The sequence below is a fragment of the Sorangium sp. So ce204 genome (assembly GCF_051526795.1).
Taxonomy (GTDB): domain Bacteria; phylum Myxococcota_A; class Polyangia; order Polyangiales; family Polyangiaceae; genus Sorangium; species Sorangium cellulosum_B.
Genome location: NZ_CP150317.1, coordinates 10371720 through 10385379 on the forward strand (window position 1 = coordinate 10371720; position 13660 = coordinate 10385379).

Consider the following 13660-nt stretch of genomic DNA (forward strand, 5'->3'; position numbering starts at 1 on the left):
GATGAGTGGGATCGATCATCAGGCAATTTCCGTCGCTTTTAGGATATCGCCTGAACCCGATCCGTGACGTCCCTGTCACATTCGCTTTCCCCTCGGCGCGTTCGCCTTCCGCGCAGGGTCGCGCTTCCTCCCAGCGCGCTTCGCCACGCTCGCTCCCCCGCAGGCTCGCTCGCCACAGGCCTCTTCCCCCCGCAGGCGCCTTCCCGCGGACCGCGTCCCAGGACGCTCGCGCTTCCCCGCCCCTCTCCGCCTCCGGTCCGCCCCCGGCCGACGAGTCAGGTCCGCGCCCAACCGTCCCTACCGCCAGCGCGCCGAAGCGGCTACAACCTGGGCTCGCTGTGCGGCACGCTGACGCAGCGCGCTCAAGCACCGAGGGCTTGCCGATGGACCACGACATCGACGACGTGATCGACGGCCGGTACACGCTGATCGACGTGGTGGGTCAGGGAGGCCACGGCGTGGTCTACCGCGCCCTGGACCAGGAAACCGGCGCGCACGTCGCCGTCAAGTACCTGCGGCCCGAGTTCGCCAGCGATCCCGCCCTGAAGGCCCGCCTGCGGCGCGAGGCCCGCGCCATGGGCGAGCTGGCCGGCACCAGCGCGACGCACGTCTTCGCGTTCAGCGAGGCGCCCGACGGCACCCTCTACATCGTCATGGAGTTCCTGAAGGGCAGCGATCTCGAGACCGCGCTGCGCCAGCTGGAGGCGCGGAACCAGCGGCTCCCGCTCGACGAGATCCGCGAGCTGTTCCGCCCGATCGTCGACACCCTCGACGCCGCGCACGCGCGCGGCATCGTCCACCGCGATCTGAAGCCCGCGAACATCTTCGTCCTCGACCACGACACGGGCGTTCCTTCCTCCACCTCCCCTCACCGCGGGAGCGCGCCGGCCCGCGCCGGCACGGCGGCGCGGGGGCGCGTGCGCTTGCTCGATTTCGGCCTTGTCAAGGTCATGCAGGCCGACCCCCTCACCCGCGAGGGCGCGATCCCCGGCTCGCCCAGCTACATCGCGCCCGAGGTATGGAAGGGCCGGCCCCAGGAGATCGACCACCGGATCGACGTCTATTCGCTCGGCGCGGTGCTCTTCCGCGCGCTCGCGGGGCGCCTGCCGTTCGCCGGCGCGAGCCGGGTCGACATCCTGCTCGCCGCCGCCCGCGGCCCGCGGCCGAGCTTGCACGCCTTCCGTCCCGACCTGCTCCCCGAGGTCGACGCGTGGGTCGCGCGGGCGCTCGCCGTGGCCCCCGAGGAGCGCTTCCAGGACGTCCGCTCGCTCTGGAGCGCGCTGGAGCCGCACCTCGACCGCGCCGATCGATCCGGGGGCGAGCCTGCCGGCGGAGGCGCGATCCTGCGCTGAGCACGTTCCTCACCCGACCGCCTTGCGACGCGGGAAGCGGCGCTGGTAGCGTGGTGCAAACCATGCCTGAACCGAGGGCCGCAGGATGAGCTCCTCGCCCGGCCTGTTGCAGCCGAATACGCGGTTTCGCAACCGTTACCAGGTGCTGCGCGTCATCAAGGCGGGCGGCATGGGCGCCGTCTACGAGGTGATGGACGACGTCACCGCGGCGCGCCGCGCGCTCAAGGTGATGCTGCCGAGCCTGCTCGACAGCGAGGAGCTGCGCGCCCGCTTCGCCCTCGAGGCCCGCATCACCGGCGTCATCGAGAGCGACCACATCGTCAGGACCTCGGACGCCGGGGTCGACGAGGAGACCGGCACCCCGTTCCTGGTCATGGAGCTGCTCCGCGGCGAGGAGCTCGGCAGCCTCGTCAAGAAGCGCGGCGCCCTCCCCGCCGAGGACGTCGCGCTCTACCTGTTCCAGGCCGCGCTCGCGCTCGACAAGACGCACGCGGCGAGCATCGTCCACCGCGACCTCAAGCCGGACAACCTGTTCGTCACCGTCCGCGACGACGGCTCGCCGTGCGTGAAGATCCTCGACTTCGGGATCGCCAAGGTCATCGAGCAGCACCACGCCTCCACGCTGACGCGGCAGATGCTCGGCACGCCCGTGTACATGGCGCCGGAGCAGATCCGCGCCGAGCGCAACGTCGGCCCGCGCGCCGACATCTACGCGCTCGGGCACGTCGCGTACGCGCTCCTCGTCGGCGAGTCGTACTGGGCCCAGGAGGCCGAGGCGACCGCGTCCCCGTACATGCTCGCGGGGGAGCTCCTGCGCGGCGCGATGGAGGCGCCCAGCGAGCGCGCGGCGCGGCGGTCCTCGGCGGCGCTGCCGAAGGAGTTCGACGGCTGGTTCCTCAAGGCGACGGCGCTCAAGGCCGAGGACCGCTTCGAGCGCGCCTCCGTCGCGGTCGGCGCGCTCGCCGCCGCGCTCGACGTCGCCATCCCGCGGGCCTCGCGCGTCATCCTCCTGCCGGAGCCGGCGGCGCCCGCGCCGAGCGCGAACCCGAGCCCGACCGACCCGACGCTACCCTCGAAGCCCGGCACGGCGAAGGGCTTCGCCGAGGTGCCGACCGTCACGGTGCCGGAGCTGTCGTCGAAGACGCCTCCCTCACGCCCCGGTCCGGCCTCCTACCCCAGCCCGCCCTCGCGCTCCGTCACGCCGTCGGCGCCCCATCCGCCCTCGCGCTCCGTCCCTCCCTCGTTCTCTTCCGCGCCGCCCGCGCCGTCGGCCGCCTCGAAGTTCGCGGAGACCCGACCCCGGACGCCGCCACCCCTCGACCCGCCGGGCCGGACGGGCCTCTCCGGGAGCGAACCGCCGAGGAGGACGGATGTCACCTCGAGGCGCGAGCGCGCCCCGCAGCGGCGCTTCACCGTCAGGCCCGACACGTCGACGGGGGTCCTCCACGTGAAGGTGTGGGGGTTCTGGGACATCGACGAGGGCAAGGCGTACCTCGACGAGTTCCGCCAGAAGGCCTCGACGCTGCTCAACCTCGGAAAGCCCTGGTACGTGCTCGCCGACATCGCGGACTTCCCCCCGCAGAAGCCCGAGGTGAGCCCGTACGTCGAGCAGACCATGGCCTACGCCGTCGAGCACGGCATGCGCAAGGCGGCGAACCTCGTGAACAGCGCGCTCTCGAAGATGCAGATCTCCCGCCTGTCGGCCGCCATGGGGCTGCCCGAGTACTCGTTCTTCACCGCGGAGGCCGACGCCGTCGCGTGGCTCCTGAAGGGCTGAGCGCGAGGGGGCCGAGGCCGAGCGCGAAGCCGGCCACGAGGGGCTGAGCGCGAGGCCGGCCACGAAGAGCCGCGCGCGCTCAGCCGAGGACGAACCGCCGGATGCGCCCGGCGAGGCTCCGCACCTTCTCCTCGGCCTCGAGGTAGCGCTCGGCCGCGTCGCGCAGGTGGGCCTGGCGCGACGCCATGAGCAAGCTCAGCTCGATCACGAGCTGCGGGCGCGCCTCGATGATCGGCTGCAGGGCCTCCTTCGTGATCTGGTAGAGCACCACCTCGTCGACGGCGCGCACCGTCGCGGTGCGCTCCTCGCCCGTGAGCAGCGCGAACTCCCCGAAGACGGCGCCCTTCTCGAGCGCGGCGACCGTCGAGTCCTGCCCGTCGGGGTGCCGCACCAGGACCTCGACGGCGCCGGACGCGACGACGAACATCGACGAGTCCCGCTGCCCCTGCAGCACGATCCGGTCGAGCGGCCCGTACTCGATCCGGCGCGCCTTCGTGGCGAGCTTGCGGAGCTCGCGATCGAGCAGCGGCTTGAAGACCGGCGTCCGCCGGAGCAGCATCATGAGGTCCTCGGCGCTCGCCTCCCGCGCCGCCTTGCTCGGCTCCTCGAGCTCGATCGACGGCGCGGCCCCGTGGCCGTCGCGCCGCTGCAGCGCGGCGAGGTGCGACGGGTTCTTCTCCATGTACGCCTCGAGCAGGCTCGCGTTCCGCGGGATGCACTCGTCGCCCGTGTAATCCATGAGGTTCCGCTCGGCGGCCCACCGGGCGACGTCGTTCATCGACTTCCGGTACTGCCGGCACGCCGCGGGGAAGATGCCGTCCTGGTCGCCGAAGAGCCCCGTCAGCGCCTCGGGCATCAGGCTGAGCCCGAACAACCGCATGTCCCCCCGCTGGTGCCAGAGCGCGAAGTCGCGCCACCGCGGATCGATGTGCGCGAGCTCCGGGAACGCGAGCACGTTGTTCTTGAGCACGGCCCGCTCCGCGTCGCGGAACACCCGGTGCCACGTCTCCTGCGCGTTCCACAGGTTGGGGCCGGCGAGCTCGATCGCCTTCTGCAGGTCCGCGTGGTGGGCGTGCAGGAAGGCGAGCGTGGCCTTCTGCTTGCGCATCAGGTTCGTCAGGCTCACGGGCCCGGCCGCGAAGAAGCCGGCCGCGCGCGGCGCGATGTGCCGCATGTCCCAGACCTGCGCCCACGCCGCGACGTCGATCGACGCGCGGATCGGCGCGAACGCAGCGCCCTCCTCGAAGGCCTCGCGCTCCCCCGGCGAGAGCATGTCCGGGTAGTCGTGCTTCACGGCCTCGAAGATGCCGAGGCACGTGAGCAGCTCGAGGTAGAGGCCCACCCGGAGCAGCCAGCGGGGGTCGGGGAGGTTGCGCCGGTGCTGCTCGAGGTCCTGATGGATGGCCCGGAGGTACAGGAGCGCCTTGTCCATGCCGATGGTCAGCACGGGGAACCACGGGTGATAGCCGACGTGGAGCTCGTCGATCCCGAGCGCCCGCTGCTGGATCTCCGTGTCCGCCTTGACGAGCCGGTCGAGCAGGCGCGCGTAGAGCGAGCCGAAGCGGCCGGTGTCGAAGATCTCGATGTCCGTCGACTCGGAGGCCACCGTCCTGCCCGCCTCGCTGAGCTTGAGCTCGACGCGGAGCTGCTGCCGGAACAGGCTCGCGAACGTGAACGGCTCGAAGCCGTCGGTGACGCGCCGCCGGAACGACTCGGGCAGGTCGCCCCAGAAATAGCCGCCGCCGGTCTCCTCGCCGGGGGGGTGCGGCACGAGCTGCCGCGCCGGCACGATGGTGGCCACGTAGACCGTCTGGTGGAACGAGTTCCACGGGGCGGGCTCGAGCTTCGGGACGGGGTAGGACGAGGTCGAGACGATCTGCGGGCTGAGCGGCACGTCCATGAGGCCGGGCACCGGGCACGGCTCGCCGCCGTCGGGGCTCGCGGGGAGGAACCACGCCGACAGGGTCACCTCGAACGGGCGCTCGAAGGGGGCGACGAACGCGTAGATATCGCGCAGCCGATAGAGCAGCCACACCTCGTCGCCGAGCTCCGACGGGTCGCCGGAGGTGTTGATGCAGCCGACGCGCTCGCTGCACCCGTGCCCCGGATAGAGCGCCTCGTCGACAGGCCGCTTGCCGGGCTCGAACGGGATGAGCTCCAGCGACGGCGAGAGCTCGGCCGACTCCTCCTCCGGGCTCTGGCGTGCCTCGAGCTGGCGCAGGTACTGCCGGACCCGGGCGAGCTTGTCTTCCCAGTCCATGCCCTCCACACGGCTCATCAGCAGCCGCTTGAACTGCCTCTGGAACTCCTTCGGGGTCATCATGCTGCGTCCACCTGAGTTGCCGGGGGCCAGACAGGCCCTCCGCGAGAGCTTACCGGCTTCGCGCGCGCGGCGTCGTGCGATCAGCGCGGCGCGTGGCGTCCGGCGGTCAGCGCGGCGCGCGCCGCCGGGGGCTCGGCGCGGCGCGCGGCGCTCCGCGATCGGGCCGAGACCACGTCGGTGCGAGCCCCTTGCAGCGCCGCGTCTCGGAAGGTACGGGCTCAAGCCCTATGGCTATCGAGATCCGCGAGCTCCGGAAGGGCGACAAGAAGGTCCTGAAGGACTTCCTGAACGTGGTCGACACCGTCTACGAGGGAGAGCCCAACTATATCCGCCCGCTCGACTTGGACATCTCCGATCGGCTCGACAAGAAGAAGAACCCGTTCTTCGAGCACGCCGAGGGGACGGCGTGGGTGGCGTACAAGGACGGCCGGCCAGCGGGCCGGATCACCGCGCAGGTCGACCACGAGCACCTCCGGGTCCACCGCGACGAGACCGGCTCGTTCGGGTTCATCGATACGATCGACGACGCCGAGGCGGCCGGGGCGCTGCTCGCCGAGGCCGCGGGCTGGCTGCGCGCGCGCGGGATGAAGCGCATGCGGGGCCCCTACTCGCTCTCGACCAACGAGGAGATCGGCTGCCTCATCGAGGGCTTCGAGCTCCCGCCGGTGATGATGATGCCCTACCACCGGCCGCACCAGGGCCGGCTCATCGAGCAGGCGGGGCTCGAGAAGGTGAAGGACCTCTACGCGTGGGGCTACGAGGTCGGCAACGTCCCCGCCCGGGCGCAGAAGGCCCACGCCGAGGTCCTGGCGATGCCGGAGGTGCACACGCGCTGCGGCGATCCGAAGAACCTGCTCCGCGACATCCGGATCCTCATGGACGTCTACAACGACGCCTGGAGCGACAACTGGGGCTTCGTCCCGATGACCGAGAAGGAGCTCGTCAAGTGGGCGAAGGACGTGCGGCTCATCCTGATGCCCGAGCTCACCAAGATCACGTTCATCGACGGCGAGCCGGCCGCCGTGTCGCTCGGGCTGCCCGACCTCAACCAGCTGATCAAGGACTTCCACGGCAAGCTCCTCCCTGGCGGCATCTTCAAGCTGCTGTGGCGGCTGCGCGTGCGCGGCCCGAAGCGCGGGCGCCTCGTCGTGCTCGGCATCCGCAAGAAGTGGCGCCACGTGCGGCGCTACGCCGGGCTCAGCGCCTTCCTCTACGTCGAGATGAACCGCGCGGCGCACCTGCTCGGCATGGAGGGCGGCGAGCTGGGGTGGACGCTGGAGGACAACGCCGCCATCAACGCGGGCATCCGGCTGATGGGCGGCCGGATCCACAAGAAGTACCGCGTCTACGAGCGGGCGCTGTGATGGACACGCGCGCCGCCGGGCGATCGGCGCGGGCGGCTCGACGCGGGCGCCGGGACCGGAGAGGAGGAGCGGATCGATGAGGGTGCTGGTCACGGGCGCGAGCGGGTTCCTCGGCTCGCACGTCGCCGAGCAGCTCGTGCAACAGGGGCACAGCGTCGTCGCCCTGGTGCGGCGCTCGTCGGACACGAGGTTCCTGTCGTCGCTGCGCGGGGTCGAGCTCGCGTACGGCGCCGTCGAGGACGCCGAGAGCGTCCGCCGCGCGGTCGTCGGGCCGCCGGGCGTCGACGCGATCGTGCACTCGGCCGGGCTGGTCAAGGCGCGCGACGAGGCGGAGTTCTTCCGGATCAACGTCGACGGCACGCGGAACCTGCTCGACGCGGCGAAGGCGGCGGGGGCGATTCGGCGGTTCGTGTTCGTCTCGAGCCTCGCCGCCATCGGCCCCAGCCTGGACGGGCGCCCCATCGCCGCCGATGCGCGCCCGGCCCCGGTGACGCGCTACGGGCGCTCGAAGCTCGAGGCCGAGCGGCTGGTCCTCGCCGAGAAGGGCGCGTTGCCCGTGGTCGTCCTGCGCCCCCCGATGATCTACGGCCCGCGCGACCAGGAGTCGTTCGCGTTCTTCCAGAGCGTCGCGCGCCGCTTCCTCCCGATGCTCGGCGACGGCAGGAACACGCTCAGCGTCATCTACGCCTCCGACGCGGCCGCCGCGTGCATCCGTGCGATCGAGAGCGACGTGCCGAGCGGCCGCGCCTACTTCATCGACGACGGAAGCGTGTATGTGTGGCGCGACATGCTGGCGGACGTGGAGGCGGCGCTCGGCGCGCGGGCGCTCGTCCGTCTCGGCGTTCCGTTCTCGCTCGTGCGCGGCGCCGCGCTCGCGAGCGAGGGGCTCGGCCGCCTCACCGGCAAGGCCGTGATGCTCACGCGCGACAAGCTGAACGAGCTCTCCGCGTCGCACTGGGTCTGCGACTCGAGCGACGCCCGCCGGGAGCTCGGCTGGGCGCCCGAGGTGAGCTGGGCGGAGGGGACGCGCCGCGCGGTCGCCTGGTACCGCGAGCATGGCTGGCTGTGACGTGACGCCGCGCCGCGCGCCGTTTGACGCTCGCCCGCGGCCTCCGTACCGTAAACGTATGTCCCGCTGTCCGCCGGTTGCCCCGGGCCTCGTCGCGATGGCGCTCGGCCTGACGGCGGCGCCCGCGCAGGCACAGGAGCCGCCTCGAGACGGCGCCGCCGCGGCGGCTCCGGACGCGGGCAGCGCGGCGGCGCCGGCTGCGCGCGGCGCGCCGGACGCGCCCGCCGCGCGGTCGGCCCTGCGCGGCGCCGTCGTGGTGGCGGTGGACGACGCGAGCGCCGAGGCGGCTCGCTCGCTCGCCCGCGCGATCTACGGCGACCCCGCGCTCCGCCCGCCCATCGACGAGGCGACGGCGCAGGTGCTCGCCGGCGATCCGCCGCGCCCGGACGCGCCGGCCGCCGTGAAGGAGCTCGCGGAGGTGCGCCGCTCCGCCGGGCGCGCCGAGTCCGAGCCGGTCGCGCGCGGGCTGCTCGCGTCGCTCGGCGCGGGCGCAGGCGCGGCGCTCGTCGTCGCGGTGAGCACGGCGCACGGCCACCCCGTGGCGCGCGTGCTCCGGGTCGCGGGCGCGAGTTACGCGCCGCTCGAGCTCGGCGCGACGGTCCAGCGGACCGCCGACGGCGCGGCCGCCCCCGCCGGGGCGACCTTCGGCTGGCCGGGCGCGGGCGCGGCCGTGCGCGCGCTGCTCGCTGGAGACGAGCGGAGCGGAGGCGCGGCGGGTCGCGCCGCGACGCCGCCCGCGCCCGCCTCATCGCCCCAGGGCTCCTCGGGACCTCGCGGACCTCGCGCCGACGTCGTCCAGGCGGCGCCGAGGTTCGCGGGCGGCGACGCCAGCTCGTCGGGGCCGTCGGAGCGGCGCTCGACGTGGAGCTCCCCCTGGTTCTGGGGGCCGCTCGCCGGCGTCGTCGCGACAGGGATCGTCGTGCTGGTGCTGGCCCAGACGGGCGGCGATGACGGCGACACCGTGCACCTCCGGGGCCGGATCGCGCCATGACGCGCTCCTCCCGGCGCAACCCGGCGGGGCTCGGGCTGAGGCTCGCCGCGCTCCTCTGCGTCGCGATCGTCGCCGCGCCCGCGCGGCTCGCCGGCGCCGCGCCCCGCGTCTACGACGCGCCCGCCGCGACGCGCGACGGCAGCGCCGATCTCCCCGTGCCGCCGCCGCCGCCGGCGTACCACACCGAGGATCTCGGCTGGATCGAGCTCGCCTATCACCCGTCCACCCGCGACCGTGTCCGCCCGCTGATCGCCCGCGCTGGCGACCTGCGCGCCGAGCTCGGCGCCCTGCTCGGCCGCGACGTGCTGGCCGCCCCCGTGAAGGTCCGGATCGCGGATGTGCCCGCCGAGCTCGACGATCTCGTCCCCGGGGGCCTCGCTGGCCCCGTGACGGCGATCTCGTTCGGCGCGCTGCGGCTCGCGGTCCTGAGCGCCTCTCCGCGGCTCGGCGCCGAGGCGCCCGATCTCGAGGGCGCCTTCCGTCACGCGCTCGCGCACCTCGCCCTGGACGAGGTGACGGGCGGCGCCGCGCTCCCGCGCTGGTTCCACGAGGGGTTCGCCGCCCACGTGGCCGGGGACCGCAGCGCTCGTCGCGCGCAGGTGCTCTCGGTCGCCGCGCTCCGGGGGCGCCTCCTCCCGCTCGACGAGCTCGAGGCGAGCCTGACGGGCGCCGAGGACACGGCCGGCTCGCTGCCCCACGCGCAGGCGGCCGACGTCGTCCGTTTCCTCGTCGAGGACGAGCGGCGGCAGAGCTTCGTGCGCGCGCTGGCTCAGGTGCGCGGCGGCGTGCCGCTCGAGGCCGCGCTCGGGGCCGCCTATGTCTCGACGGGCCGCGAGATCGAGCTCGCGTGGCGCGCCAGCGTCGCGCGCCGCTACGGCTTCGTCCCGGTGCTGGCCGGCTCGCTGCTGGCGATCGCGCTGCTGGTCTCCGGCCGGCTGGCCGTGCAGCGGCTCCGCCGCCGGAGATCGCCGCCGCCTCCCGCGCCGCGCCGCCGGCTCCGCGCGGCGTCGGAGGTACGCCACCGGCCCGCGCGCCCGTCCACGGTCCAGCTCGTCGCCACCCTGGGCGCGCGTCACCGCAACGAGGTCGACGGCGACGCGGACGTCCCGAAGGTGGAGCACAACGGCCAGTGGCACACGCTCCACTGAACGCCACGGAGGAGGCCCCTCCTCGGCCCGATCCCCCCGGACCGCGGCGCCGCCTGACGGAGCTCGCGCTCGGCGCGGCCTGGCTCATCGGCCTCGCCGCGGCCCTGCAGATCGTGTCCGTGATCCTGTCGTCGAGCCCGCTCGCGGCGGCGCTCGCCGGCGCTGTCGTCGCCGACGTCGTCGCGGCGCGGGCCGGCGTGCAGTGGACCGACCCTCTGGAGCCGGAGGGCCCAGGCCGCCGCGCGCGCCTCGCCCGTCGCGTCGGGCTCGGCGCTGCGCTGGGCGCGCTCGCCGTGCTGATCACGCTCGGCGTCTCCGCGGCGCTGGGGTGGGTGACCGTCGAGGCCGGGGCGCCCTCGGCGAGCTTCGGCTTCGCCCTGGCGCGCGCGATCGCCCTCGCTGTCCGCGACGAGCTCCTGCTCACCGGCATCCCGTTCGCCGCCGCGGCGCGCGCCGGCCTCTCGCCCCGCCCCGCGCTCGTCTTCTCCGCCCTCGCGCACGGCGCCGCGCTCGGGCTCGCGCCGGGCGCGTCCCCGTCGAGCTTCGCCCTCGCGACCGCGCTCGGCGCGCTCGCCGCGGCGCTCTTCCTGCGCGGCCGCGGCGTGTTCGCGGCGGTCGCCGTCCACGCGAGCTTCACCGCGCTCGCGGGCGCAGGCCTGCGCGGCGCCCTGCTCGACGCCACGTGGATCGACGGCGCCCTCGCCGCGGGGACGCAGGCCTCCGGCCCGCCTGCCTGGCTCGGCGCGGCCGTGCTCGCCATCCTCGCCGCGCTCACCCTCCGGCGCCGGCGCCCTGCAGCCTGACCGTCCAGCACGGTAAAGCGTCCCTGCCCCGCGCGGCCGCCACGGAGCTCTCGCCGCCGCGCCGGCATGAAGCGCGCCGCACCCGCGTTGTAGCTCCGGACATCGGCGCTGGCGGCGCCGCGTCCATCGCAGCTGCGCACTCGGCCTCTCCCCTTCCACCGCCGGCGTCCGGTTTCCAGCGCTCGGCGCGTCACATCCACCGGACCGACACCGACATTTCACAGCGCCGTGAGAGCACGTGCCGCGCAAGCGGATCGCGGGCGAACGCGCGCGATGTCCCACAGCGCCTCACCCCTCGGACACGGCTATGTCATATTTCAGCGCACCGCGTCAAGCACACATTGACGCGCCGCCTTCGAGGAACCAACGATCAGGTATGCACTGCGAAAGGATCCTTCGGATTGCGCCGATGATGCTGCTCGCGCTCGTGTCGACGGGCTGCGGCATGGCGACGATGATCGACACGAACACGCGCTCCATCCAGGCAACGACGGAGGAGATGCGGCGGACGCGCGCGACGATCGAGGATTCGAATCAGACGCTGCGGAGCTCGCAGGAGAGCATCGATCAGCTCGCCGAGCTGCGTCAGCCGATGGAGAAGCTCGCCGAGATGCAGGCGGCGATGGAGCGGCTGGCCGAGCTCAAGGGGTCGATGGACGCAATGCAGCAGAGCATGCGGGAGACCGCGCGCCTCAAGGAGTCGATGGACCGGCTGAGCGAGATGGAGGCCACCATCGCCGCGATGAACGAGAGCCTCGTGGGCATCCGCGGCCCGCTCACGGACGTCGCCGCCCTGAACGCGCCGATGCGCGACGTCGCCGCCCTGGACGCGCCGATGCGCGACGTCGCCGGGCTGAAGCAGCCGATGGAGCAGGTCGCGACGCTGCGCGAGCCGATGAAGGAGGTGAGCAAGCTGTCGGCGCCGATGGAGGAGATCAGCCAGCTCGGGGGCGATGCGTCGCGCCAGACCGGCCTCATCGCCATCGGCCTGCTCGGCTGGGGCGTCGTGACGTTCCTCGGCGTGTACTTCGGCGTCCAGGCCGGCACCCGCCGCCAGCAGCGCCTGGCGCAGGGAGACAGGGACTCGAGCGCGGGGCCGGCGCCTGCCGATCCCGCGCCGCGCGTCCTCGCCGAGAGCCGGAGCTTCGAGCGCCGGGCCCAAATCAAGTCGATGTGATCTCTGCCGGACGCCTGTCCAGCCGGCGAGCGGCGGAGTCGCCCGCCGCCCGCCGTCCCATCACCCACCGATCAACGATACGTATTCCAGTGAGCCGACATGCGATCGGCCTGCCCTGCAGTGAACCCATCCATGCAGGAGTCGTCGGTGTAATCCATGAAGTTCTGGACCGGGTCGAGCCCACCGCCCCGGCAGCTGTCCCTGTTCAGCGGGCAGCCATACGCGGCGCTGCGCTCGGACGCCGTGTCCGCGACGCCATCACCGCTCTTGTTGCAGCCGCCTTCGAACGTGTGGAAGAGGCCGAGCCAGTGGCCGACCTCATGCGTACCCGTATCTCCCTCGTTGTATGGCGCCGCTTTGCCGCCGGGTAACGTGGAATGGAGCAGGACGACGCCGTCGTCGGTCGGACGGGCCGCGTAGCTCGAGGGGAACGTCGCCCAGCCCAGCAGACCGCCGCCCGGATTGGCCGTGTAGATATTGAGGTGGTCTGGCCCACCAATACGGAGCGCGGCCTTGGCCTGCCGCTCGGCCGAGGAGCCCGACGCCATGGTGTACCAGGTCGCGTTCCTCGTCCGATCGACGGAGGCCAGCGTGAAGCTGAAGCGGGTGTTCGCGTACGCCTCGTTGAGCACATCGATCTGCTCCGCGATCATCCCGTCCGTCACGTCGCCGTTCGACACGCCGATGCCCTTGTTGATGACGTGGACGTGCACGGGGATCTCGACCGCCGCGCCCACCGAGAACCCGAGCGCCATCCGGCTGCGGACGAACTGCTCGACGGCTTCCTTCTCGACGTCGCTCAGCTCGACGGTCGCGCAGCCGCGCCGCAGGGGCGCCGGCTCCGCCTCGACCTGCTCGGGCTCGACGTCAGCGACGGCCGGCGCATCCTCCACGGGGGTCGAGGGGTCGGCGCCGCACGCGACGCCCAAGGCAGCGATCAAGACTAAGGCAAATACTTCCGCGCACGTCCGAGCTCGCATGGACACTCTCCTTGGTTCATTTCCCCGCAAAGGAAGCATGAATATATATCCGCGATCACAATCGGTTCAATTCCAAAAGGGCCGATTCCACTCGCGACGACAAAGGAAGATTCCATGTCTTGGTCGTTCTGGCCGTTCTGGTCGTCTTACGAGTCTTGCGCTCTCTCGCCGAACGCCGACAGGCCCCCGGACACGCAGAGCGATGACGGGGCGCAGCGGCCCGTGTGGAACGGACACGCCGATTGCTCCAACGTGGATCGATCGCTTTAGGAGGGAGCACACGTCGAGCGCGGCGCGGACCGAGAGAGCGCCCCTCGACTCGAGATCAGACGACGACGGGGACCTGGCTGTTCCGCCTGTTCCATGTCCTCCGCGCCTTCGGGATCGGGGCCCGCGGAGCTCACCCCGATTTCGCGGCGCTTCCCCGAGGAGCGCCGCGCCGCGCGCCCATCCGCCTGATCAGTGCAGCTCGAGCGACGCTCGAAGCCAGGCGCACGACGTTATCCAAGCTCTCCGCCTGCCACCTCCTCTCGGAGCCGGGTCGGCGCTCGCCGCCGCCGGCCCTGTCGTCGGGGCCGCGCCGGGCTCGCGCACACGCGGTCCGCACGGGGGCAGACGCTGCGTTCTCGCGGGCGGTGGCGCGGCGGGCTCGGCGGCGATCCTGCGATCTCGCTCA

The 13660-nt window shown here is 72.9% G+C and carries 10 protein-coding genes; 8 read left to right on the forward strand and 2 right to left on the reverse strand.

The window, feature by feature from the left end; translation table 11 throughout:
• Positions 1-383 precede the first annotated feature (383 nt).
• Both WMF22_RS38880 and WMF22_RS38885 read left to right on the forward strand, forming a co-directional pair.
• The gene (locus WMF22_RS38880; RefSeq protein WP_438033031.1) at positions 384-1352 is read left to right on the forward strand and encodes a serine/threonine-protein kinase; all 969 of its coding nucleotides are present in this window, start codon (positions 384-386) and stop codon (positions 1350-1352) included.
• A gap of 85 nt (positions 1353-1437) precedes the next feature.
• Complete coding sequence (locus tag WMF22_RS38885) at positions 1438-3129, forward strand: serine/threonine protein kinase (protein ID WP_437295002.1); 1692 nt, start codon at positions 1438-1440, stop codon at positions 3127-3129.
• A gap of 79 nt (positions 3130-3208) precedes the next feature.
• Here the strand turns inward: WMF22_RS38885 and WMF22_RS38890 are convergent, their stop codons facing one another.
• On the reverse strand, positions 3209-5452 hold the full coding sequence (locus WMF22_RS38890) for a cyclic nucleotide-binding domain-containing protein (RefSeq protein ID WP_437295003.1): 2244 nt from the start codon (positions 5450-5452) through the stop codon (positions 3209-3211).
• A gap of 227 nt (positions 5453-5679) precedes the next feature.
• On the opposite strand from WMF22_RS38890, the gene WMF22_RS38895 reads away from it, so the two are divergent.
• From WMF22_RS38895 to WMF22_RS38920, 6 genes are all read left to right on the forward strand, one after another.
• On the forward strand, positions 5680-6816 hold the full coding sequence (locus WMF22_RS38895; RefSeq protein WP_437295004.1) for a hypothetical protein: 1137 nt from the start codon (positions 5680-5682) through the stop codon (positions 6814-6816).
• Positions 6817-6892: 76 nt separating this feature from the next.
• Positions 6893-7885, forward strand: coding sequence for an NAD-dependent epimerase/dehydratase family protein (locus WMF22_RS38900; RefSeq protein WP_438033032.1), 993 nt, complete (start codon positions 6893-6895; stop codon positions 7883-7885).
• A 58-nt stretch (positions 7886-7943) separates the two neighbouring features.
• Positions 7944-8876, forward strand: a complete 933-nt coding sequence (locus WMF22_RS38905) for a hypothetical protein (RefSeq protein WP_438033033.1) — start codon at positions 7944-7946, stop codon at positions 8874-8876.
• On the forward strand, positions 8873-10024 hold the full coding sequence (locus WMF22_RS38910) for a peptidase MA family metallohydrolase (RefSeq protein WP_438033034.1): 1152 nt from the start codon (positions 8873-8875) through the stop codon (positions 10022-10024). Before WMF22_RS38905 ends, WMF22_RS38910 begins: the two co-directional genes overlap by 4 nt.
• Positions 10006-10827, forward strand: coding sequence for a CPBP family glutamic-type intramembrane protease (locus WMF22_RS38915; protein ID WP_437295008.1), 822 nt, complete (start codon positions 10006-10008; stop codon positions 10825-10827). The genes WMF22_RS38910 and WMF22_RS38915 overlap by 19 nt, the downstream gene beginning before the upstream one ends.
• 376 nt (positions 10828-11203) lie before the next feature.
• A complete protein-coding gene (locus WMF22_RS38920) occupies positions 11204-12004 on the forward strand; it encodes a hypothetical protein (protein WP_438033035.1) in 801 nt (266 codons plus the stop codon).
• A 71-nt stretch (positions 12005-12075) separates the two neighbouring features.
• On the opposite strand, the gene WMF22_RS38925 is transcribed toward WMF22_RS38920, so the two are convergent.
• Positions 12076-12984: a zinc metalloprotease gene (locus WMF22_RS38925; RefSeq protein WP_437295010.1), complete on the reverse strand. Its 909-nt coding sequence runs from the start codon at positions 12982-12984 to the stop codon at positions 12076-12078.
• Positions 12985-13660 lie beyond the last annotated feature (676 nt).

Excerpts from the sequence above, each read along its gene's own strand:
- WMF22_RS38880 (WP_438033031.1), top strand. The coding sequence starts at position 384 with ATGGACCACGACATCGACGACGTGATCGACGGCCGGTACACGCTGATC.
- WMF22_RS38885 (WP_437295002.1), top strand. The coding sequence starts at position 1,438 with ATGAGCTCCTCGCCCGGCCTGTTGCAGCCGAATACGCGGTTTCGCAAC.
- WMF22_RS38890 (WP_437295003.1), bottom strand. The coding sequence starts at position 5,452 with ATGATGACCCCGAAGGAGTTCCAGAGGCAGTTCAAGCGGCTGCTGATG.
- WMF22_RS38895 (WP_437295004.1), top strand. The coding sequence starts at position 5,680 with ATGGCTATCGAGATCCGCGAGCTCCGGAAGGGCGACAAGAAGGTCCTG.
- WMF22_RS38900 (WP_438033032.1), top strand. The coding sequence starts at position 6,893 with ATGAGGGTGCTGGTCACGGGCGCGAGCGGGTTCCTCGGCTCGCACGTC.
- WMF22_RS38905 (WP_438033033.1), top strand. The coding sequence starts at position 7,944 with ATGTCCCGCTGTCCGCCGGTTGCCCCGGGCCTCGTCGCGATGGCGCTC.
- WMF22_RS38910 (WP_438033034.1), top strand. The coding sequence starts at position 8,873 with ATGACGCGCTCCTCCCGGCGCAACCCGGCGGGGCTCGGGCTGAGGCTC.
- WMF22_RS38920 (WP_438033035.1), top strand. The coding sequence starts at position 11,204 with ATGCACTGCGAAAGGATCCTTCGGATTGCGCCGATGATGCTGCTCGCG.
- WMF22_RS38925 (WP_437295010.1), bottom strand. The coding sequence starts at position 12,984 with ATGCGAGCTCGGACGTGCGCGGAAGTATTTGCCTTAGTCTTGATCGCT.